The sequence below is a fragment of the Intestinibaculum porci genome, from assembly GCF_003925875.1.
GTDB classification, from domain to species: domain Bacteria; phylum Bacillota_I; class Bacilli_A; order Erysipelotrichales; family Coprobacillaceae; genus Intestinibaculum; species Intestinibaculum porci.
This window is the reverse complement of record NZ_AP019309.1, coordinates 987,198-1,010,531: the sequence shown is the minus strand read 5'-3', so window position 1 is coordinate 1,010,531 and position 23,334 is coordinate 987,198. Positions and strand designations below refer to the sequence as shown.

Below are 23,334 nucleotides of genomic sequence, written 5' to 3'. Positions count from 1 at the left end.
TAATTAATATCCGCGATTTCTTTATGATTTTCATAATTTTATTTCCGAAATAAGGTTATTATTTCCCATTTCTTATAATAAAAATGATGTTTTAGCATTGCAAAAGATTCTTTTATGAATATAATGAAGGCGTGTTAACGATGACGTATATACACTAGCGCCAGGACTCTATGAGTTGACGAGGACCGGATTAATCGAAAGATTCGGCGGATGATCCGGAGGTATGATACTACCTGAACGATCGGCAAAAAAGCGGAGTGATCCGCTAACAGATCCGATCTGGTATCCATCATTAACACACATAACACGCATCAAGGAGGATATGATTATGTGTGGAATTACAGCTTATGTCGGTAAGGGACAGGCCTTACCATTTTTAATGCAGGGTTTATCAAAACTCGAATACCGCGGTTATGACTCTGCCGGAGTGACTGTTTTAAATAACGGTAAACTCACCACCGTGAAACAGAAAGGCCGTCTGGCAAACTTAGAGGAAGCTTTAAAAGCTTATGATATGACTGGTCATGTCGGCATCGGCCATACCCGCTGGGCAACGCATGGAGTGCCTTCAAACTTAAACTCTCACCCTCATACCAACAGTGATAATACATTAGCGATCGTCCATAATGGGATTATTGAAAACTATCGTGAATTAAAAGAAATTCTCTTAGAAAAAGGTTATACATTCGCTTCTGATACTGATAGTGAAGTCGTTGTTCAGTGCTTAGATTATTTCTATAAACAGGGCGGCGATTTATTAGATGCTGTTCATAAAGTTTTAAACTGCATCGATGGCTCTTATGCGTTATCGATTATCGCTACCAAAGAGCCAGATAAGATTATCGTGGCCAGAAAAGATTCACCATTAGTCATCGGAAAAACCGATGAAGGTTATGTGGCAGCCAGCGATACCCCTGCCCTGCTTGCTTATACGAAAGATGTTTACTACTTAAATGATAATGAAATGGCCGTTTTAACAAAAGACAGCATTCACTTCTATAACCGTCGTAATGAAGAATTACATAAAGAATTAACCCGTATTCCTTATGACTTAGAAGCTGCGCAGAAAGATGGCTATGATACCTATATGTTAAAGGAAATCAACGAACAGCCTCATGTCATTAATGAAACCTTACGCGGCCGTATCTTCGATCATAAAGTTGTGATGAAAGAATTAGATGATATTGATTTTGCAAAATTCAATAAAGTTTACTTCGTCGCTTGCGGAACGGCTTATCATGCCTGCTTATGTGGTGCTCAGATCTTAGAGAGAGCCACGAAACTGCCAGTTATGACACAGGTCGCTTCAGAATTTAGATACAACGATCCAATCATCGATGATCAGACATTATGTATCTTCGTTTCGCAGTCTGGGGAAACCGCTGATACATTAGCAGCTTTAAGACTTGCCAACAGCAAAGGCTGTACAACGATTGCCATCGCTAATGTTTTAGGCTCAACCATTTCTCGTGATGCAATGTATACCTTATATACAGCCGCCGGCCCAGAAATTGCCGTAGCCTCAACCAAAGCTTATACTACTCAGTTAGTCTTATTAACATTATTTGCCGTGTATGTAGCCCAGCACTTACATGACAATATCGATACGGAAATCTTAGATCAGTTAGCTAAGCTGCCTGATTACGTTGAAGCGTTAATCAAAGACGAACCAACTTTTGAAAAATATGCCGCTTTATTAAAAGATAAGCATGACTGCTACTTCATTGGCCGTTCATTAGATTATGCCTCTGTCTTAGAAGGTGCTTTAAAGTTAAAAGAAGTCTCTTACGTCCATGCCGATGCTTATATCGCTGGGGAATTAAAACATGGTCCAATTGCCTTAATTGAACCCGGCACAGTCGTTATTGCCGTCGCTACCCAGCCTCATGTTGCGGCAAAAACCATTTCTAATATTCAGGAAACCATCGCCCGCGGCGCAAATGTTGTTTTATTCACGACCGATAATGAAGAAGTCAGCAACGTTGAGAACATCTATCGCCTGCCAGATGTCAATCCCTTATTACAGTCAGTTTTAGTGGCCATTCCTTTACAGTTGATCGCTTACCATACGGCTGTGATCAAAGGCTGCGATGTCGATAAGCCTCGTAACTTAGCAAAATCTGTAACAGTCGAATAGTATTTTGAACCAGGATCACCTGGTTCTTTTTATTTGTATCATTTCAATACTTATCATTATCCTTCACAAACAATTGTAATATTGGTATAATAAAAGATAGAGGTGATAATGTGGACGACAAAGTAAAAGATTTAACCGCCTACGAGAACCGTTTTAAAGAAGATCCTACATCATTCAATGATTTTCAGGCAATGGATTTCGTAAAAGAGTTAAAGAACCAGAACAAAAATGATGAAGCGATTGAAGTCGGAAGAACTTTCCGTCAGGTCGCACCGGAACTCAAAAGATATATAAATCATTATGGCTTTGCCCTTTATAATCGTTTTATCAACATTGATGACGAGGCAATTCAAGACAATGAAAAATTATTTTTTGATATTTTGGATGAAATTGCAGAGGTATGCAAACAGGAGCGCTATTCTCCTTTAGAACCTGCCGTTAACCGTGCAGTGAAATATTTAACACATCAGGATCCTGTTGATTACAACAAAGTCAACGATATGTTAAATAAATTAGATGCCCCTACTTTAAATGACAAACCATTTGTGAATGCGGATGGTGTGGAATTTGAAAGCTTTAAGGAAAAATGGTATCGCTTAAAGATTCGTGCCCTCTTTGAAACAAAACGCTATCGCGAATGTATCGAAGAAGCGAATATTGCCTTAACCCTGCCATTAAAATGGCATCATAACACTTTAAACTGGATCAAATATTATCGTGGCTCTTCCTTAGTGGAAGTCGGCCGCTATGAAGAAGCAGAACAGGTTTTCTTATCATTAAAGAACTTCCGTGCTGCCCATTCCGCTGATGTGTTATTCAAATTATATTTGCATACTGATCGTAAAGACGAAGCTTATACAAATTTAATTTATGATTTCTTCAGAGATGGTTTTGATCGCCGTAACTTAGGCATCTATAAAAACATTTTAGCCATGGCTGAAGATAAAGGGATCGAAAAAGCTTCCCAGTTAGCCGCTGCGTTAGTGAAAACTTTAGATCCTGAAACGGAAGTGACTGAAGATATCAGCGCTTATGCCGACGTAGACGCTAGCGCATTATTCGATAAGTTATATAGCGAAATTATGTATCGCTTAGAGAACTACATTCCTCGTCAGGAAGGTAAAGTCATCTACTATAACTACGATAAAGAATTCGGCAGCATCCTTCAGGAAGGCGAAGATAACTTATTCTTCCGCCAGTCTGACTTCATCGATGATGAAGAAGTTCGTAAATATGATGTTGTTGAATATTCAGTCATTAATTCTTATGATGCGAAACGTAAACAGCCTTCTAGCAGAGCCGTGATGTTACGCGTCCTTTATGAAGATATCGACTACTAAGCTCATGAATTTTCATGAGCTTTTTGAGTACTTAAAATGTTCACACTATTTTGTAGCAATTTTCTAAATTTATTGACAAAGAATCCCGTTTCCACTATTATTGACTTATATTTATAAAAGCAAAGAAATGACATAGTAAGAAGCTTTCCGGAATCAGAGATATCATGGTCGGTGCAAATGATACACAGAAACTTCCGAATTCACCATGGAGCTGAAAAGTGCAAAGCTTTTCCGGTACGCCCGTTACGCGTTTCGTTTTTAACGATCTAAGATTATTCAGCAATGAATAAAAAGAGGTGGTACCGCGGTCAGATTCGCCCTCTTACGGGTGAATCTTTTTGTTTTTATAAAAACGAGGAGGGAAACATATGAAAAAATTTTTAAGTGCCATGTTAGTGACAGGAATCGCTTTATCCGGCTGTTCTTCAAAAACAGCAAGCAAAAGCAAGAAAGATGTGAAAATCGGCGTTATTCAGTACATGCAGCACGATGCCCTGGATGCAGCCTACAAAGGCTTCAAAGATGAATTAGTCAAACAGGGCTACAGCGCCAAAAACATCACTTACAAAAATGCTTCTGGCGATGCTTCTAACTGCGAAACCATCGCTGATCAGTTAGTCAATGCGCAGCCTGACTTAATTTATGCGATTGCCACACCAGCCGCTCAGGCGATTGCGAAAAAGACGAAAGACATTCCAGTCGTTGTCTCTGCCGTCACCGATCCAGCAAGTGCCAAATTAGTCAAATCAAATAAGAAACCGGGCACCAACGTTACCGGGGCAAGTGATTTAACGCCTGTAGCTGAACAGATGAAATTATTAAAACAGCTCTTACCAAAGGCAAAAACGGTCGCCGTCATGTACACTGGTTCCGAAGCAAACTCAGAATTCCAGGCAAACATCGCGGTTAAAGCGGCCAAAGCAAATGGTTTAACACCCGTTCGTAAAACGGTTTCTGATTCTAATGACATTCAGTCCGTTGCCCAGTCCATCAAAACCGATGCCTGCTACATCCCTACTGATAACTTATTAGCTGCTAACATTCCTGCTGTTACTCAGACCTTAAACGAAGCGAAGATTCCACTCATCTGCGGGGAAGCCAGCATGGTAAAAAATGGCGGTCTCGCTACTTATGGAATCGAATATACCGCGTTAGGTAAAATCGCTGGTCAGATGGCTTATAAGATTTTAGCTAAAGGGGCAAAGGCGCAGACCATGCCAGTTGAATATGAATCAGCAAAAGACTGTCTGTTAACAATCAACAAAACCAATGCGAAAAAATTGGGAGTGAAAGTACCAGCTGCTTTAGACAAAAAAGCACAGTACGTCACAACTAAGAAATAAAATAAAAAATAAATATTAAGGGGACTTTTCTATGGCTTTTCTTTTAGCAATTCAAGGCGCCTTGAATCAGGGGATCTTATGGTCCATTATGGCTTTAGGCGTTTATATTACCTTCCGACTGCTCGATGTCGCCGACTTGACAGTTGATGGTTCCTTTGCGACGGGGGGCGCAGTAGCGGCCGTCATTCTAGTCAAAGGCGGTAATCCGCTCATCGCCATCTTGGCCGCAGCCTTAGCTGGCTGTCTGGCCGGCTGGGTCACTGGCTTCCTGCTCACGAAGTGTCATATTCCCGCCATCTTAGCCGGGATCTTATCACAGATTGGTTTATACTCAATCAACTTACGTATTATGGGCAAATCAAACATCCCATTACTCGCCACGAAAAGCTTATTTGACTGGTATTATATGTTTAATATCACACAGACGCAGGCTTCTATTATTGTCGGCGTGATTATTACCTTATTAGTCGTCATCGCTTTATACTGGTTCTTCGGTACGGAACTAGGAGCCGCGATCCGCGCAACTGGAAACAATGAACAGATGGTGCGCGCCGTCGGTGTCAATACTGACTTCACGAAAATTGTCGGCACCACCCTCTCAAATGGTCTAATCGCTTTATCTGGCGGTTTAGTCGCTCAGCAGCAAGGCTTTGCGGATGTCAAAATGGGGATCGGCGCGATCGTCATCGGTTTAGCTTCGATCGTCATCGGCGAAGTGTTATTTGCCGGTAAAGGCAATTTCTTCGTCCATCTGCTTTCAATTGTCGTTGGTTCGATTATTTATCGTATCGTCATCGCCTTAGTCTTACAGATGGGCTTATCAACCGATGACTTAAAGCTCTTAACCGCAATTGTGGTCGGCATCGCCTTAGCGGTTCCCCACGTTTTAGCAAGTCGCCGTCAGAAAGCACTCTATAAGAAACTGACAAGTGAGGTGGATCGCCGTGCTTAAGATTAAAAATGTATCCAAAACTTTTAACATTGGCACTGTCAATGAAAAGAAAGCATTACAAAATATCAACTTAACCCTCGAAGATGGTGATTTCGTCACGATCATCGGCGGGAACGGGGCTGGGAAATCTACCCTGATGAACATGATCGCCGGGGTGTACCCACTAGATTGTGGCCATATCATTGTCGATGACAAAGATATTTCCTTAGATAACGAATATAAACGCGCTGCTTATATCGGACGTGTCTTCCAGGATCCGATGTTAGGAACAGCTTCTAATATGGCGATCGAAGACAACCTAGCGATGGCCAAAAGACGCGGTCAGCATCGAACGCTGCGCTGGGGCATCACCAAAGAAGAACGAAAAGAATACAAGGAATTATTAAAAGGCTTAGGTTTAGGCTTAGAAGATCGGATGACCTCCAAAGTTGGTTTATTATCCGGCGGTCAGCGTCAGGCTTTAACATTGCTAATGGCCACCGTTACAAAGCCAAAGCTGTTATTATTAGACGAACATACCGCTGCCTTAGACCCCGCAACGAGTGCTAAGGTGATCTCTTTAACGAAGGAAATCGTCGCTCAGCAGCATCTCACGACGATGATGGTTACCCACGATATGCAACAGGCGATCGATGTCGGCAATCGTCTCATTATGATGTTTGATGGGCAGATCATTTACGATGTGCGCGGCGAGGAAAAAAAGGCTTTAAAAGTGGCCGACTTATTAAAGAAATTCGAAGAAGCAACCGGCAGTGAATTCGTTAATGACCGTGTTTTACTTTCCTAATGAAAAAGGAGCGCAAGCTCCTTTTTTTAGTGGTTTTGTAAAATATGTTTGATGGTCGTGACGTACGCTTTTGGCTCTAACACCAGCTCCCCGCAGTAATAACGATCAGGAATTTCTATAAAATTGGCATAAGGATATTTGTCGAAAAGGACATCTTTAACTTTATAACAGGCCCCTTCCATGCCATAAAAGAAGATGCTTTGGCGCATCTGCGAGGGATCCATTTCAATAATGCGATAATCGACAATATCGCGGATGACATGTTCTAAAGTTGCGCAATTGGCAAACTGCGCCACATCATACATATCATCAAACATGGCGGTATAAAAAGGGGCATCCCGGCCTAATAATTTTCGCATCAGTTCATCTTGGCAGAGGGCTTCTCTAAAAGCCTGACGCTCCAAGTGGCGCACCTTTTCAATAACCTGGGTAAGCCTAGCCACAATGCTTTGTCTTAAAAACGGGACAACATGGTAAAATGGCGCTGATTCATAAAAATAGTAATCCGCATGAAAGTCATCACGCGAAGCGAGTTCCATTACGAGCGCACAGCTCGAAGACATGCCATAAAGCATCCGCACATGCGTCAGGCGATGAATCTTGAGCTGATACATCAGATCCTGCGCAAAAGATCGCGCGCCAGGATACGTTGTCTGTGGCAAAGCGCCATCAGGTGTTATGAGAACCACTTTATAGGTGCTCGCTAAATCCTGGGCGATCTGGATTAAGCAGGCCCCGCTTAAAAGCGGTCCGGGAATCATCAGGATGACTTCCTGGTGATCACCATAAGTGGTGAATTTCATTGTTTGAGCGAGAGAAACATAACAATCGCCCCCACCGCAAAGAAAATCGCTCCGACAATGGCATAGATTGCACTGCGGGTAATCAGCGTTGCGGTAAATAATACAATAGCAACGAGATAAAGCAAGAATGGGAATAATAGTTTTTTCATAAGTTCACCTCTTTTACTGCATCATAACTTTGATAATCCCCAGCAGCATAATGCTGATGAGCGCGGCTAAGACTAGAAATAAGCCGATATAGCCGACAGTTCGTAAAGGAATCGAATAAGGCTTGGTTTCAAAACTGTAAACGATCCCGCCAGGGACATTCTTGACATCATAAGGATAATGATAAATATCTAAAATACGTTTATTAATAGCTAAGCCGAGACCGCTTCCTGAAGCATCACTGCGTTCTCTTTTAAAAGCGGTCCAGTAGCTTTTTAGGGTTTTCTCATCAATGGGCGCATGGCTGTTGAAGAAAGAAACGATGCATCGACTGTGATAACGATGGGTAATCGTAATACAGATGTCACCGTCTTTCGCGCAGTAATCAATCATATTAGCGATGAAATTGGCTACTAAGGTGGTCATAATCTCCTGTGAGCCATTAATCATCACCTGACGATCATAAAGCTTCGTTAAATGAAGATGCCGCCGCGCTATCGTTGCCTGCTTTTGTTTGAGCGCCGCTTCAATGACCGGCACCAGGTCGAAAGGCTTACTCGCCACCTTTTCTCGCCGATAGAGGCCATTATAATAAAGCAGCCGCGATACTAATTGAGACATATGGTCCACGCCTTCTTTGATCGCCGCAAAGTACTGTGCATTCTTTTGCGGATTAACGCCTTCTTCAATCAGTTCCACAGTCGAAGAAATAATCGTGATCGGGGTCCTTAATTCATGAGCGCTGGCATTCATAAAGAGCAATTCCGCTTCGGAAACTTCCTCGCCTTTTTCATAGTAATAGTTAATGATAATAATAATCAGACCGCCAATACTAAAAAAGAGAAAGGCTTCGAGCATACTGACAATGCGAAACAAACGGGAATCAAGCGTTTTACTCGTCGCATCCTGGGAAAGCATCGCAAGGCAGAGATACGGTTTGCCTTGATATTCATAATCTATGACATAACAAAGACTGCGCGACGCTGATAAGTATCTTTTCCCATTGAGGCCATGGCGATAAAGCTTTTGGGCTTCTTTCTGCATAGCTTTGGAAGATAACATCTTTTTTAAAGAGAGATACTCTTTAAATGATGTTTTATTCATCATATTGATATTATTACGATAGGACATATCATAAACCTGGGTTTGCCCTAAAGAGGGATGATCCATCACATACGTATGATCACTAGGATGCTTCGATAAAATAATCGTTTTTGTTTTTGGGAAGTTCTTTTTCCCATTATCAATACCAACACTAAAGCGCGTGACAATCCGCTTCGTCCCTTTGGTATAAAATGAGACTTCATTGACATTCAGGTATTGATGACTCACTTTTAAAGCGCCAAATTCTTTTAAATGACGCGCCACCACCGCATCATCAATCGGCAGGGACAGCGTCTGATTTCTTTTCAGACTCACTTCAATACTAAAGGAAGAGATCGCCAGCAGTTTCCCTTTTCGATCGTAAGCCGCGATGGCTTTAGGCGTTTTATGAGAGCTTGAATCAAGCAAATCTACCAAATCATTGGGAGAAATATAAACATTAGCATAAATATTCATATCGTGATAAAACGAATCACGATGCACGGAATTGTTTTTCACGACGCCGCTGCGAATACTGATAAAACTGACAATGCCGACAATCATATACATGAAGGTCATCGCCACAATGACGAGGATGATCATTCTTCGTTTACTCATGGGCCCCCTCAAAGCGATAACCGCAGCCAGTCACCGTGACAATATGACGACCGCCCTCTTTGAGCGCTTTGCGAATACGTTTGATATGGGAATCAATCGTTCGATCATCGCCGGCGTAGTCATAGCCCCAGACATGCGATAAAATAGCTTCGCGTGAGAGAATACGAGATTCATTTTCCATAAGCAGTGCTAAGATCTGGACATCTTTTAATGACAAATGAATATCCTCATCCTGATAAGAGACGCTCATTCGCTGTAAATCCAGAGATATCCCGCTCGAGCGCAAAAGATGTGAAGATGTATCCCCGCGGTAACGTTCAATCATCGCGACGACTTTATGATAGAGAACAGCCATTGAAAATGGCTTCACCATATAATCATCACCGCCGCAGAGATAGCCTTTGACAATCGCATCTTCATAGCCTAAAGCACTTAAAAAGAGAACCGGCAGATTGTAGGCCCGGCGAATCTCCTGGCACGTTTCCAGACCGCTCATGCCATCCATCATCACATCAAGAATGACTAAATCAAAAGTCGGATCTAAGCTGGCAATAGCCGCTTCCCCGCTTCCCGCCACAACCGTTTCGATGCCTTTAAAAACAAGATAGTCCTTAATATTATCACGAATACTTTTTTCATCGTCGACAACTAGTACTTTCATAAGTCTCCTCCTTGACAAAAAAAGATTCCTAAAAAGGAATCTTTGTTAGATAGAAATCTTGACGATTTTGACGTCATATGGAGAAGCGACCCCTACTGTCACGACTTCTCCGACCTTATGGTCAAGCATTGCTTTCGCTAATGGTGATTCATTAGAAATCTTGCCATGTAATGGATCAGTTTCTGTTGAACCGACAATGCGGTAAGATTCTTCTTCTGGGTTTTCTTCTGATAAGTCAAGAATCGTAACGATATTACCAAGTTTAACGACATCGCTCTGTGATTCACTTTCGTCAATCACTTCTGCGTGCATTAACATCTGGTCAATTTCTTTAATACGCGCTTCAATTCTCGCCTGTTCATCACGGGCTGCATCGTAGTCGGCGTTTTCTGATAAGTCACCCTGGCTACGTGCTAATACTAAGGCATCTCTATTTTCAACACGATCAACGTTGACTAAGTGATCACGTTCTGCTTTTAATTTTTCAATACCTTCTTTGGTTAAAAGAATTTTGTTGTCCATTTATTTCACCTCGTCTCAAAATATATCATACATCATCGTTTTATTCAATGATACTCCGAATTTTTGTGATCAGCAGATCAATCGCTACGACGTTTTCTCCGCCATTAGGAATGATAATGTGGGCGTATTTCTTTGATGGTTCAATGAACTGATCGTGCATTGGTTTGACGGTTGTCAAATACTGCTCACAAACTGATTCTAACGAACGGCCGCGCTCTTCGATATCACGTTTAAGACGACGGATAAAACGAATATCTGCCTCCGTATCGACATACACTAAGATGTCACACTGCTTACGAACCTCTTCCTCCGCTAAGACAAAGATTCCTTCAAGAATAATAACATCGCGATCTTTGATCACTTCCGTAATGTCACTGCGAGTATGACGGGAATAGTCATATGTTGGCTTTTCAATCGTTTCTTTCCGTTTCAGTTTTTTCAGATCTTCAACTAATAAAGGGGTATCAAAAGCTAATGGATGGTCGTAGTTCGTTTTAATACGTTCTTCCATTGGCTTATCGCTCTGATCCTTATAATAGTCGTCCTGTTTGACAATACTTACGCGGTGTTTGCCTTTAAAAGCCTCGTACACCTTCGCCGCAATGGACGTTTTTCCCGAGGCGCTGCCTCCTGCTATACCGATGATGATAGCCCGATCGTTCATGATTTAACCTTCCTTCCCATATCATTTTCCGATACTTCCTGTGCTAATGGAAGATATAAAATCTCCATTGGATGATTCGCAACGGTGACTTCTTCCATGTCTTCATTATAAATCTTCTCTACTTTAAAATAAAGGTTATCACGAACTGGTGAGAAGATTTCCACCTGATCGCCGACCTTAAAATAATTACGCTGTTCCACTTTCGCAAGTTTTTTCTCGTGATCATAATCGAGGACTCTTAAGACAAATTCCTGGGTTGGATGTTCATCCCGTAAATTAAAGAGCTGGAATGTCTCATCCGGCGTTTGATCGAAGAAGCCTTCGCAAAACGCGCGGTTCGCAGATTTCTGTAATTCCGCTTCATACCAGTTATCTTCAAAATGATCCGGATCAGCGCAGTATGTATCAATCAGCTTGCGATACGTTGATACAACCGTCGCAATATAGTGAAGAGATTTCATGCGTCCTTCAATCTTCAAAGAATCAATGCCAATTTCAATGAGCTTAGGAATCTCATGGACCAGGCACATATCTTTTGAGGACATCGAGAAAGGTATCTCGTCTTCACCATTGAGCTTTTGCCCATCCGCCTCAATATCATAATACCAGCGGCAGGACTGGGAACAGCCGCCGCGGTTGGCATCACGACGTGAGAAATAGTTAGAAAGCATGCAGCGGCCGCTGTAGGCAATACACATCGCCCCATGGATGAAATATTCCATGTCAATATTACGGTTGCGTTCACGCATGAGTTTGAGATCGCGATATGCCACTTCCCGGCCAAAGACGACGCGATCCATCCCCATTTCCTGATAAAAGCGAATCGCTTCACTATTAAGTGTGGACATCTGGGTTGACACATGCACTTCTAGCTTTAAGTTTAAAGATTTCGCTAAGGTCATAATATAAGGATCGGCGACGATAATCGCCTTAACGCCAATCTCATCTAAAGCGCATAAATATTCTTTTAAGCCTGTTAAGTTATCATTATGGAGAATGATATTGCAGGTGACATGAATATCGGCACCATACTGATTGGCGAAAGCGACTGCTTCTTTGATATCTTCTAAACTGAAGTTTGAAGCCGCCGAGCGTAAAGAGAATTCTTTCCCGCCGATAAAGACGGCATCCGCGCCATAAATAATAGCGGTTTTCAGCTTTTCTAAGTTGCCTGCCGGCGCCAACAGTTCCGGCTTTTTGATAAAGGTTCGTTTGCCGTTGACATTTCTACATAGCGCCATGGTTATCCCTCCTCTTCACATCTTCTAAACGATAGAGTGTTTCATCATTCAGGAAGCCGCGATCTAAAGGCTTGCTAATCTCTCTTAACATCGGCAGATAGTCTTTCATCTTATGGACATATTCCTGCACCCCTACTTCGTTGAGAGCTTTCAGACATTCACTATACATATGCGTGACCTCAATAGCTTCAATGGCACTCATATAGTTCGTTTCGATATAGAGATAATCAAAAACTGACATCTCATTTAATAAATCTAAGGTATACAGTTTATTCACACTAAAGATCGTCGTACCGCGTTCATCTTCATAAATATGCGTTGCATAATCCGATTCCCGGGCATGGAGGATGACATTGTCCTGATTGAACTCTTTATGCGCCGCTTTCGCATAGCTCTTTAGTAAATGACGTTTCGAACTCATCATATACTGGACCCCATGGCCCTGGATCATAATAGGCAGATGGGTGTGCTTTTTAATGGCAATCTGCTCTTCTAAAGGGATTTCCTTCGCCACCCAGGCGCTATCAACCCCTAAGTCTTCTAAGACATTAAGCGTCATATAATTCGTATTAAGGGTATTAGGCGCATACATCATGCGGAAATCATAACGATTTTTAACATAGTGTAAAACGCCGAAATCCTGGAATAAAAGACCTTTAATATTCATTTTCGCATAAGCATCAATCAGCCGTCTTAAAGCCGGCAGTTCATGCTCATCATACAAGCCATTCACCATCACATACGTTTCCGGCACACGCGCGCTGATCGCTTCAATCTCTTCTAAGCTAAACTTATGGCTGCTGTAGGCACTCATCGGCCCGGCGACGATTATGCGATCAACCCCCATTTCTAAATAATCATGGAGATAAGAAGCATCATTGAGATGCAAAGCCAATTTGAGCTTATGTTTGGCTTTGGTAATCGTACATAGACCATCACCAACCGGGATATAATCAACATGATAATCATCATTTTCAACAATCCACTTACGGAATCGTTCAATCTTGCGTACTAACGCTTTGGTATTGCGATTGCCGATCGTTTCCGGATGTTCTAACATGCCATGGAAATCAAGGTTATCGACAATAACGACACCATCATCTTTCACAAGATCAATATATTTTTCAAAAAATTTTCGATACTGGGCTTTGGCCGCGTCAATAAAGAGGACATCATATGGTGCCCCCTTTAATAACTGTGGATCAAAGCTTAATGCATCGTCATGATAAAGGGTAATGCGATCTTCTAAGGAAGCTTCCTGAATATGACGTTTCGCTTCCTGATAGAGATCATCATTTCTTTCAATCGTCTCAATGTGCAGATCCTCGCAGTTCGCCGCCATCATCATCGCGCTATAGCCTATAGCAGAACCGATTTCTAATAAGGAATGGGCGTGACGAGCCTTCAGCTCGGCAATAATGAAGGTAATACCTTCTTTGAAAATGACGGGAATATGACGATCTCTGGCACTTTTTTCTAATGCATTAAATTCAATCATTAATACCACTTATTCTCCTTTACTGCTTTCTGGTGTTCTTTGTAGGTTTTTGAATAGATGACCGTGCCATCTTTCTTCGCAAAGAAATAGTAATAATCTGATGGGGTGTAATGCGCTACTGCTTCTAGCGTCTTCTGAGAAACTGTCGCCACTGGCCCAATTGGTAAGCCTTTATGCAAATAAGTATTGTATGGGGATTTTGTCTTTAACATTTTGTGAGAAACTTTCACCCCAGTGCGTCCTAAGGCATAATTCACAGTAACATCAGACTGCAAATACATATTTTTCTTAAGACGGTTCATAAACACCCCGGCAATCTTAGGACGATCGGCATCAAAGAGTGATTCTCTTTCGACGATCGAACTTAACGTTAAGAACTGATGCGGCGTATAGTTCAGGGCCGTCATACTGCTTTGATAAGGCGTTAACTTCGTATTCATCGCATCTAACAGTTTGGTGGTAATGGTGTCTAAGGTAGCATTCTTTTCATTGATGTAATACGTTTCTGGATAGAAGTAGCCTTCTAATGGATACTTGATGCCCGCCTTTTGCGTATCAGCTTTGATAAACCAGTATTTACTCATCAGAGTATTGAGATAATTTGTATCTGACCACTGTTTTAAAACTTCTTCTGGGGTAACAGTTTTCCTTTGAATCTTTGTCAGACAGGCAGCCACATCAATGGCAATCTGGGATAAAGTTGTCCCTTCTTTCACCGTCAGCTTATTGTTAACGACATACTTCGTATTAGCCGTATGCATGATCGCTAACATCTGCTTAAAGTTCATGTTTTTATTTAGTTTATACGTATTCGCTTTTAACGTTGTCGGATGGAATTTGACATAAACTTTCGCTGCGAGGGTGGATTCAATCAGACCGCTTTGAGAAAGTTTAGTAATCATTTTATGACAGGTATCTCCCGCATCAACGGTCACTACAACCGTTTCATCTGTTCCGGCGGCACTATTAATGGCATGATTATAATAAAAGGCGCTGCCGCCAACGGCAATAATGATGGCGAGAATAATAATTATTAATTTCTTTTTCATTGTTCTTCTCCTCGGTTTCCCATTATATAGGAATTCCTTGTATGATAAAAGCAATTGACCTAAAATTTAAAAATTTCCTTCATAATATAAAAATCGGGGATTTCCCCCGATTATGACCAGTTTGTCACCCGCACCTGCGTTTTGCCTAAGGCTATACAGGTTGGTGAATGAATGGAAACGCGTGACTGCGTTTCAAAGAGCACCCCATTGCGTTCATGAGCGCGGATCTCAAAACTTTCAACGGTGCCCGCTGCTTTCGAGCAGACAACCAGATATTTATTTTCGAATAGCTGCAGACACGATGGTCCTTCGTCTACTTCCAGACAGTCGACGCGTTTGATCTGATGCTCTTCATCAATGGCGAAGGCAACTAAGGTATCATCACCTTTATTCGTCACAAATAAGTAATCATCATCTTCTGATAAAACCAGGTCCGTTGGCATATTTTGTCCATCATATTCTTCCTTGAGATAAGAAGATAAAGACTGAACTAACGTAAAATGCCCATCTTCATAATGATAAACATGAATCATGCTGGAAATCTCATTGATGAGATAAGCATAATCACCTTGATGATTAAAGATCAGCTTGCGTGGACCGCTGCCCGCTTCTACTTTAAAAGACGCTTCTTCATTGAAAATCAAATGACCTTCTTCATCAAAGTCATAGATTAACACTTCATCTCCGCCTAAATCCGTGACAACAAGTTTACCATCCGGGGTAAAGCATAATGAAGAAGGATGTGATTCACTTTGTTTGATTGGATCAACACTGGAAGAGGATAACTGCCCTTCTAAATGAATCTTTGTCATTTTTGATTTCACAATCGGTGAAGACACAATTTCACCATTATAGTAATCAATACCATAACACATCTTGCCATCTGGTGAGATGATCGTATCAACATACGTCTTACCCTGATAAGGCGAACGCTGGGCTAAGCCAAGCTGTAAGTCCATCATCGCATACTGCCAGATCCCGCCATCGACATCTTTGCCCGAACCATTACGATAAGTAATATTCATAAAACGACCAAAAGGGCGCATGGCAATCGGATTGGCTAAGGATTTCACGAACTTCTTCTTAACGATCTGGCCATTTGTGACATCTAAATAAAAGCCATAGATGCCACGATCTAAATCCGTGCCATCACAGCCGACAAAGAAAAGATCAACGGTTTTTGTCCGAGAAAATAAACCCATAGTGATCCCCTATCCTTCACAGCCGTCGCAGACTTCTGTCTCGGTATCACTCTTCATAGAATAAGAAGCGAGAATCTCTTCTGCTTTATCCCATTCAGCCCCATCTTCGATGGGAAATAAATGACCTTCATCATCATACTTTGACACGAAAACCTGTTCTTCATCTTCAGGATCATAATAGAAAACATAAGATGACGACGTATCTTCATCATCATAAGTAAAGAGAATATCATAATTCTTGGCATTGCCATCATTATCATAAACAGTAATTGTATCTGTATCCATTGTTATTTACTCCTTATACGATCTAAATAGCCCTGGAGGATTTCTACCGCCGCCATCTTATCGACAACTTTCTTACGTTTTTTTCGTGAGACATCCCCAAAGATCAGATTATTCGTCGCAATGACAGTGGTTAATCGTTCATCTTCGAGAATCACCTCAACATCCATCATCTCTTCTAAACGCTTTTTAAAATCAATGGAGATTTGTGCACGTTCGCCTAAATCCCCATTCATATGTTTTGGTAAGCCTAAGACAATGGTATGAATATTGTATTCATCGACTAATGCTTTAATGCGATAGCTGCATTTCTTATAGGCATTTTCACTAAAGTGATAAGTCTCTACGCCATGGGCTAAGAGTCCTAATTCATCGCTGATGGCGATGCCGCAGGTACGTGAGCCTAAGTCTAAGCCTAAAATCCGTTCCATGTTATTTTTTCTCCAGGTATGATTTTACAAGTTCTTCAATAATCTCATCACGATCGACCTGCTGGATAATAGATCTGGCCCCTTTGTGGCTGGAAATATAAGCTGGATCGTTCGAAATCAGGTATCCGGCAATCTGATGAACCGCATTGTAGCCACGTTCATTCAAAGCTGATGCCACCGTATTGAGATTGCTGCGAATAACTTCTCTACGTAATTCTTCTGAGTTAAATACTCTTGTCTGTGTGTAATCTTTTGCCATAATTCAGACCCCCCTTACGCTAAATCACTAAATATATATTATACCACTTTTTAGGAAATTACAATCGACATGATTATGATGTGACCAAAAAAAGAACATTTGCAAAAGCAAATGTTCTCGATCTTTTATAATTTGGCTTTAACGGCTTCTTTAGCATCTTCAATAGCGTCTAAAGTAGGTGCACCACCCTGGGCGATATCTGGTTTCCCGCCGCCGCGGCCATTTAAGATTGGGTTGATCCGGGGATTTTACAGTTAGACAACCTAATATCTCAAATTATGCGCTTGAAAAAAGCTTTTTTTGTCAACTTTTGTTAATTTTAGACTCGTAATATTCCGTAATGTATGTTATAATGATATGGGAGGGCTTCCATATGGCTAAACGTTTAAAATCAACCAAATCTAAAAACTCTGAATCATTCTATATTATCGACGACTTCTATGATCCTAACACTAGAAAAAAATCAACCTTCGTTGTTGAAAAACTGGGCAATATCAGGACTCTCATGGACAAGTATCATACCGATTCCCGTGATGAGGTCATGAAGCAGCTTAAGCTTTATCTTGATGAACTCAGACAAAAAGACAGTGAGGACAAGGCAGATGTTAAGCTGATTCTTAGTCAGGATGACCTAATAGAAAAAGACAAGGAAAATCTCTTTAATATCGGCTATATGTACATCAGAAACATACTGTGTTCTTTGGGCATTAAGGATATCTGCAATGAGATATCAGACCAGTACAAGTTTCAGTATAATTTAGCGAGCATTATTAATGATCTTGTTTCTGCCAGGGTTATTTATCCCTCATCAAAGCTGTCTACGTATAAGTCATGCAGTAAGTTTTTTGATTTGTCTGATTATGAACTGGCGGATGTTTACCGTTCCCTCAAGGTTCTCTCTGAGCAAAGATACTTCATTGAAAAAATGCTTTACAAAAACAGTTCACAGCTTTTCAAGAAGAACACAGCGGTTCTCTACTATGACTGCACAAATTTCTATTTTGAGATTGAAGAAGAGGATGACTACAGAAAATACGGAAAAAGCAAGGAAAACAGACCTAATCCTATTGTTCAGTATGGTCTGTTTATGGATGCTGATGGTCTCCCTTTAGCTGATTATGTCTTTCAGGGCAATATGAATGAGCAAAAATCCATGAGAGAGTTAGAGGCTATTGTTGAAAGGGACTTTGCAGTTTCAAAGTTTGTTGTCTGTGCTGATGCAGGTCTCAACGGCTGGGAAAACAAGGTATATAATGACATGAAGAAAAACGGTGCCTATATTGTCACCCAGCCAATCAAGAAAATGTCAAAAGTCATGAAGGAATGGGCAATATCTCCAGAAGGATGGAAGCTTGAGGGGTATGCCGGAACTTTTAATCTTAATGACCTGGCTGATAAGGAAACCATTGAAATTGAGGGTGTAAAAAGAAAAATAAAGGATCTTGTTTTCTACAAGAACCGATGGGAAAAAAGAACTAAGAAATCCGAGTCATCGGGCGGCAAGTACACCCTTGAAGAAAACTACATAGTTACTTATTCAAGAAAATTTGCCAGCTATCAGAAACACATCAGAGAAAAGAAACTGGAAAGAGCCAGAAAGCTCCTTAATAACCCAGGAAAGCTCACAAAAACAAACCAGCGAGATCCCCGCTACTATATTTCTAAAGCATCAGTCACCAAGAATGGCGAGGTGGCTAATGAAACGGTTTATATGATTGATGAGGAAAAAATCGCTGAGGAAGAAAAGTATGATGGCTTCTATGCCGTTACCACTGATCTTGAAGACGATGATCTTTCATTGATTATTAGCGCAAACAAGCAGCGCTGGGAGATTGAAGAAAACTTTGAAATAATGAAAAGCGAACTAAAAACAAGACCTATGTATGTCACAAAAGAACATTCAATCAACGGTCATCTCCTAATATGCTTTATTGCCCTGCTGGTTTATCGCCTGCTTGAGAAAAAGTATATGAATGAGAAATATACATGTGCAGAATTATTTGATACACTCCGTGATCTTAACCTAACCTATATAAATGGAACAAACTATATTCCGTCCTTTAAAAGGACAGAAATTGTGGATGACCTGGCTGAAGTTTTTGGCTTTCAGCCCTCACGAAAAATAATTACTCAAAAATATTTAAAAAAATTTCAAAGAGTCGTTAATTCTAAAAAAAGTACGAAACTGATTTAAATAAAAGGAAGGCAAAATATGTTGAATACATCAATACATTTTGCCTTTATTAGCTTATTAACTGTAAAATATGGGATTATACCACTTTTTAGGAAATTACAATCGACATGATTATGATGTGACCAAAAAAAGAACATTTGCAAAAGCAAATGTTCTCGATCTTTTATAATTTGGCTTTAACGGCTTCTTTAGCATCTTCAATAGCGTCTAAAGTAGGTGCACCACCCTGGGCGATATCTGGTTTCCCGCCGCCGCGGCCATTTAAGATTGGGTTGATCGCTTTGACAAGATCTCCCGCTTTCACACCTTTTTCATTTAAGTCTTTCGTGACCCCGATGAAGTAAGAGTTCTTCCCTTCAAGAGTGCTAGTCACAAAGATCACACCGCTGCCTAACGAATCACGATAATCGAAGACGAGCTGTTTAGCTTCTTTAGTGTTCTTTTCAACATGTTCATAAAGGAATTTCACACCATTGACTTCTTCCACATCATTCATCTTCGCTTTCGCTTCTAAGCTGTTTAATTGCGAGGTCAGCTTTTCGATTTCTTTGCGATCCGCCGCTTCCTGTTCAACCAATTCTGCCACTTTTTCTGTGACATCTTTCTTATTCTTTAACTTTAACGCTGCCGCCACTTCATTCACGACTTCTTCTTCATGTTTGAGCGCTTTGTATGCTTCAAAGGACGTCACGGCTTCAATACGTCTGACCCCTGAACCAACTGATGTTTCGTTGGTAATCTTGAATAAACCAACTCGTGATGAGTTAGGCGCATGTGTCCCGCCGCATAATTCTGCCGAGAAATCGCCGACTTTTACAACGCGAACAATATCGCCATATTTTTCATCGAATAAGGCAATAGCCCCTTCTTTAATGGCTTCATCCTTAGGCATTTCTTTCGTTTCTACAGGAATGCCAGCAAAGATCTTTTCATTCACTAAAGCTTCAACCGCTTTTAATTCTTCTTCGCTCATCTTTGCTGGATGGGTAAAGTCGAAACGTAAGCCTTTATCATCACAGTAAGAACCAGCCTGAGCGACATGATCCCCTAAGATCTGTTTTAAAGCGGCATCTAATAAATGTGTCGCCGTATGGTTATTTTCAGTATACTGACGTTTAACCGTGTCAATATATAAAGTGAAGGTATCACCAACATGAATAGGCGTATTTGTCTTCACGAAGTGTAAATGCTGACCATTTGGGGCACGTAAAACATTTTCTACCTGCGCTTCACCCTGGGCATTTTTAATAACCCCCGTATCGGCAACCTGGCCACCCATTTCTGCGTAGAATGTGGTTTTGTCGAAGATGACTTCTCCTTCATCAGTGATTTCATCACACTTCACACCATCTTTGAATAAAGCGATCACTTTCGCTTCAATTGGCGTTTTATCATAAGTGAAGGTCGATGGTTCATCAAAGTCCATTAAGTCTGCTTTCTGAGAACCAAATGATTCCAGATCGCCACGCGCCGCACGGGCTCTTTCCTGCTGGGCTTTCATTTCTTCATCAAAGCCCTCCTGATCAACGGTAAAGCCTTTTTCTGAGGCGATTTCAACGGTTAATTCAAATGGGAAACCATACGTATCATAAAGCATGAAAGCTGTTTTACCATCAATCGTTTTGTCTTTCGCATTCGCCATGAAGTTTTGAATACGTTTTTCACCCTGATTTAAGGTTTTAGCGAAAGCTTCTTCTTCCTTCTTGACAGCGGCTTTGACCATGTCTGCTTTCGCTGGCAGATAGTCATAGAATTCTTTCATCATATCGACAACGGTATCCACTAATTTATATAAGAATGGACCTTCAATACCAATCTGACGACCATAACGGACAGCGCGGCGTAAGATACGTCTTAAGACGTAGCCACGGCCTGCTTTATCGAACATAGCCCCATCGCTTAAAGCGAAAGTCACGGTACGGATATGGTCGGCAATCACGCGGTAAGCCATCTTATTATCTTCATATTTCACATTTGCTAAAGTTTCGGCATGGTGAATAAGTGGTAAGAATAAGTCAGTATCAAAGTTAGTTTCACCACCCTGGATGATGGAAACTAAACGTTCTAAGCCCATCCCGGTATCAATATTCTTATGTGGTAATTCTTTATAATCTTTACGATCAATGGCTGGATTACAGTCAAACTGTGAGAAAACGATATTCCAGACTTCGACATAACGGTCATTTTCCATATCATCATGGAATAATTTAATACCGATATGATCAGGGTCAAAAGCTTCCCCGCGGTCATAGAAAATTTCACTATCAGGGCCGCCTGGACCTTCACCGATTTCCCAGAAGTTATCAGCTGTTTTCCACATATGACTAGGATCTACGCCACATTCCTTCGTCCAGATGTTATAAGCATCTTCATCATCGGTATAAACGGTGATATAAAGCTTATCTTTATCCATCCCAATCCATTCTTCGCTGGTTAAGAATTCCCAGGCAAAATGAATCGCTTCACGTTTAAAATAATCACCAATAGAGAAGTTACCTAACATTTCAAAGAATGTATGGTGACGAGCCGTTTTCCCAACGTTTTCGATATCGTTTGTACGAATAGATTTCTGCGCATTGGCAATACGGTTACATGCTGGTTTTTCCGTTCCATCAAAGTATTTCTTTAATGCGGCAACGCCAGCATTGATCCATAATAATGTCGGATCGTTATGGGGAATTAATGATGCCCCTGGTTCAATCATATGTCCCTGTTTTTTAAAATAATCAAGGAACATTTGACGTGTCTGATTACCTGTAAGTTGTTTCATATGTCCTCCTTCAACTAAAAAAAGCCGTTCCTAGTAAGGAACGACTTGAATCGCGGTACCATCCTTGTTCATGAATGACTTCATGCACCTCTTCACTTGTAACGTCAGTGTCACGGTGATGTTTGCATCACTCTCAAAAGGAGCTTTCCTCGCACGTCTTTACAGGCTTACACCAGCCGCCTGCTCTCTTTTAAAGGCCATGTGAGTACTCATCTTTCTCATCGATTTACGTGTACTATTATACATGCCTTTGATAAAAAATCAATGGCCTCTTATTCAAATAAGTAGCAGGTCTGACTCATTGAGCCTAATTCTCTAAAATAGTTAAAAACCTTGACATCATCCTGACCAGCTGCCCCTAAAACATAGAGAAGTGGTAAGAAATGATCGGGCGTTGGCACGGCATAACTGCTATCTGGATGAGACTTATAATCAATCACTGCATCATAGTCTTTGCGGGTAATAGCATCATGAATATAGGTATCAAAAGCATCTGCCTGTTTACTGCCATGAGGATTATTCCAATCTGTTTCTCTTAAGTTATGAACCACATTTCCGCTGCCCATCACTAAATAACCCTGCTCGCGTAAGTCGCCTAAGACCTGACCAACTAAATAAGAGCCTTTGGCATCTAAACGGGCATTCACGCTCATTTCAACAATGGGAATATCCGCCTTAGGGAACATATGAATAAGTGGTGTCCAAACGCCATGATCAATGCCCCAGTCATTATTAACACGAGCAATTCCCGGCAGCATCTTCACGACTTTTTCCGCTAACTCAGGATCGCCTTTCACAGGATACTTTAAAGCATAAAGTTCATCAGGGAAGCCATACATATCATTGATTTGTTTCGGTTCCTTTGCACAAGAGACAAAGGTATCATTCTGATACCAGTGTGCGGAAACCATCAAAATCGCTTTTGGCTTGCCATAAGTTTTTAAAATATAGTCACCCATTTTCTTGAGTGTTAAAGTTTTCATGTTGTTTTCTAAAGCCAGCATCGGTGAACCATGACCGATGAATACTGCTGGAAATTTCATAGTAATCACCTCGATAGTTACTATAAATGAGTAAGTTACTTTATACAAGTAGGATTATTTTCTTGTCTTGGTATCTTTTACTTGAGCATTAGAGCATAAAACAAAGGATAAAGGGAAAAATAAGAAAAGCAATATTTAAAACTTTCTGCGATGTGGTCATCGTTTCAATCTTAACCTGCTTTTGATCTCCGTAATCTTAAAAAAAGAAACAGTAAATCCAATAGAGAATGGATCAGCCTAAGTCACAATCACCGAGACACTTATAGCGATGACATATAAAGCAAATCCGCTGACAATAAGCATATGTC

General features: G+C 41.0%; 22 protein-coding genes and 2 other annotated features. Of the genes, 6 read left to right on the top strand and 16 right to left on the bottom strand.

Features of this window, described 5'->3' with window-relative positions:
• Positions 1-328 precede the first annotated feature (328 nt).
• From glmS to SG0102_RS04875, 5 genes are all read left to right on the top strand, one after another.
• A complete protein-coding gene (gene glmS / locus SG0102_RS04895) occupies positions 329-2,137 on the top strand; it encodes a glutamine--fructose-6-phosphate transaminase (isomerizing) (RefSeq protein WP_125118920.1) in 1,809 nt (602 codons plus the stop codon).
• 110 nt (positions 2,138-2,247) lie between these two features.
• Entirely contained in the window at positions 2,248-3,477 is a 1,230-nt protein-coding gene (locus SG0102_RS04890) for a hypothetical protein (RefSeq protein WP_125118919.1), read from the top strand.
• A gap of 113 nt (positions 3,478-3,590) precedes the next feature.
• Positions 3,591-3,802 (top strand) — a binding site (T-box leader).
• 43 nt (positions 3,803-3,845) lie between these two features.
• Positions 3,846-4,820: an ABC transporter substrate-binding protein gene (locus tag SG0102_RS04885; RefSeq protein ID WP_125118918.1), complete on the top strand. Its 975-nt coding sequence runs from the start codon at positions 3,846-3,848 to the stop codon at positions 4,818-4,820.
• Positions 4,821-4,851: 31 nt separating this feature from the next.
• A complete protein-coding gene (locus SG0102_RS04880) occupies positions 4,852-5,772 on the top strand; it encodes an ABC transporter permease (RefSeq protein ID WP_125118917.1) in 921 nt (306 codons plus the stop codon).
• Positions 5,765-6,559 carry an ABC transporter ATP-binding protein gene (locus tag SG0102_RS04875; RefSeq protein ID WP_125118916.1) on the top strand — a complete coding sequence of 265 codons (795 nt, stop codon included), beginning with the start codon at positions 5,765-5,767 and terminating at the stop codon, positions 6,557-6,559. Before SG0102_RS04880 ends, SG0102_RS04875 begins: the two co-directional genes overlap by 8 nt.
• A gap of 26 nt (positions 6,560-6,585) precedes the next feature.
• Here the strand turns inward: SG0102_RS04875 and SG0102_RS04870 are convergent, their stop codons facing one another.
• The 14 genes from SG0102_RS04870 to SG0102_RS15940 form a co-directional block, all read right to left on the bottom strand.
• On the bottom strand, positions 6,586-7,362 hold the full coding sequence (locus tag SG0102_RS04870) for a hypothetical protein (RefSeq protein WP_125118915.1): 777 nt from the start codon (positions 7,360-7,362) through the stop codon (positions 6,586-6,588).
• On the bottom strand, positions 7,359-7,511 hold the full coding sequence (locus SG0102_RS15340; protein ID WP_157982979.1) for a hypothetical protein: 153 nt from the start codon (positions 7,509-7,511) through the stop codon (positions 7,359-7,361). Before SG0102_RS15340 ends, SG0102_RS04870 begins: the two co-directional genes overlap by 4 nt.
• Positions 7,512-7,524: 13 nt before the next feature.
• Positions 7,525-9,210: a sensor histidine kinase gene (locus SG0102_RS04865; protein ID WP_125118914.1), complete on the bottom strand. Its 1,686-nt coding sequence runs from the start codon at positions 9,208-9,210 to the stop codon at positions 7,525-7,527.
• Positions 9,203-9,871: a response regulator transcription factor gene (locus tag SG0102_RS04860; RefSeq protein WP_125118913.1), complete on the bottom strand. Its 669-nt coding sequence runs from the start codon at positions 9,869-9,871 to the stop codon at positions 9,203-9,205. Before SG0102_RS04860 ends, SG0102_RS04865 begins: the two co-directional genes overlap by 8 nt.
• 45 nt (positions 9,872-9,916) lie before the next feature.
• Entirely contained in the window at positions 9,917-10,393 is a 477-nt protein-coding gene (greA, locus tag SG0102_RS04855; RefSeq protein ID WP_125118912.1) for a transcription elongation factor GreA, read from the bottom strand.
• Positions 10,394-10,433: 40 nt separating this feature from the next.
• Entirely contained in the window at positions 10,434-11,057 is a 624-nt protein-coding gene (gene udk, locus SG0102_RS04850) for a uridine kinase (protein ID WP_125118911.1), read from the bottom strand.
• A complete protein-coding gene (locus tag SG0102_RS04845) occupies positions 11,054-12,298 on the bottom strand; it encodes a peptidase U32 family protein (protein ID WP_125118910.1) in 1,245 nt (414 codons plus the stop codon). The genes udk and SG0102_RS04845 overlap by 4 nt, the downstream gene beginning before the upstream one ends.
• On the bottom strand, positions 12,285-13,796 hold the full coding sequence (locus SG0102_RS15660; RefSeq protein WP_231999858.1) for a U32 family peptidase: 1,512 nt from the start codon (positions 13,794-13,796) through the stop codon (positions 12,285-12,287). Before SG0102_RS15660 ends, SG0102_RS04845 begins: the two co-directional genes overlap by 14 nt.
• Positions 13,796-14,845 carry an endolytic transglycosylase MltG gene (gene mltG / locus SG0102_RS04830; protein ID WP_125118909.1) on the bottom strand — a complete coding sequence of 350 codons (1,050 nt, stop codon included), beginning with the start codon at positions 14,843-14,845 and terminating at the stop codon, positions 13,796-13,798. The genes SG0102_RS15660 and mltG overlap by 1 nt, the downstream gene beginning before the upstream one ends.
• 110 nt (positions 14,846-14,955) lie before the next feature.
• Positions 14,956-16,047, bottom strand: a complete 1,092-nt coding sequence (locus tag SG0102_RS04825) for a lactonase family protein (RefSeq protein ID WP_125118908.1) — start codon at positions 16,045-16,047, stop codon at positions 14,956-14,958.
• 9 nt (positions 16,048-16,056) lie between these two features.
• On the bottom strand, positions 16,057-16,332 hold the full coding sequence (locus SG0102_RS04820; RefSeq protein WP_125118907.1) for a DUF1292 domain-containing protein: 276 nt from the start codon (positions 16,330-16,332) through the stop codon (positions 16,057-16,059).
• 2 nt (positions 16,333-16,334) lie between these two features.
• A complete protein-coding gene (ruvX, locus tag SG0102_RS04815) occupies positions 16,335-16,760 on the bottom strand; it encodes a Holliday junction resolvase RuvX (protein ID WP_125118906.1) in 426 nt (141 codons plus the stop codon).
• Between the two features lies 1 nt (position 16,761).
• Positions 16,762-17,019: an IreB family regulatory phosphoprotein gene (locus SG0102_RS04810; protein ID WP_125118905.1), complete on the bottom strand. Its 258-nt coding sequence runs from the start codon at positions 17,017-17,019 to the stop codon at positions 16,762-16,764.
• Positions 17,020-17,144: 125 nt separating this feature from the next.
• Entirely contained in the window at positions 17,145-17,249 is a 105-nt protein-coding gene (locus tag SG0102_RS15940) for a DHHA1 domain-containing protein (RefSeq protein ID WP_408609978.1), read from the bottom strand.
• Positions 17,250-17,392: 143 nt separating this feature from the next.
• Here SG0102_RS15940 and SG0102_RS04800 point away from each other — a divergent pair, with 143 nt between their 5' ends.
• Complete coding sequence (locus SG0102_RS04800; RefSeq protein ID WP_125118715.1) at positions 17,393-19,213, top strand: IS1634 family transposase; 1,821 nt, start codon at positions 17,393-17,395, stop codon at positions 19,211-19,213.
• A 163-nt stretch (positions 19,214-19,376) separates the two neighbouring features.
• Here the strand turns inward: SG0102_RS04800 and alaS are convergent, their stop codons facing one another.
• Entirely contained in the window at positions 19,377-21,983 is a 2,607-nt protein-coding gene (gene alaS / locus SG0102_RS04795; protein WP_125118904.1) for an alanine--tRNA ligase, read from the bottom strand.
• Positions 21,984-22,016: 33 nt separating this feature from the next.
• Positions 22,017-22,214, bottom strand: a binding site (T-box leader).
• Between the two features lie 41 nt (positions 22,215-22,255).
• A complete protein-coding gene (gene ygiD, locus SG0102_RS04790; protein WP_125118903.1) occupies positions 22,256-23,026 on the bottom strand; it encodes a 4,5-DOPA-extradiol-dioxygenase in 771 nt (256 codons plus the stop codon).
• Positions 23,027-23,334: the final 308 nt, after the last annotated feature.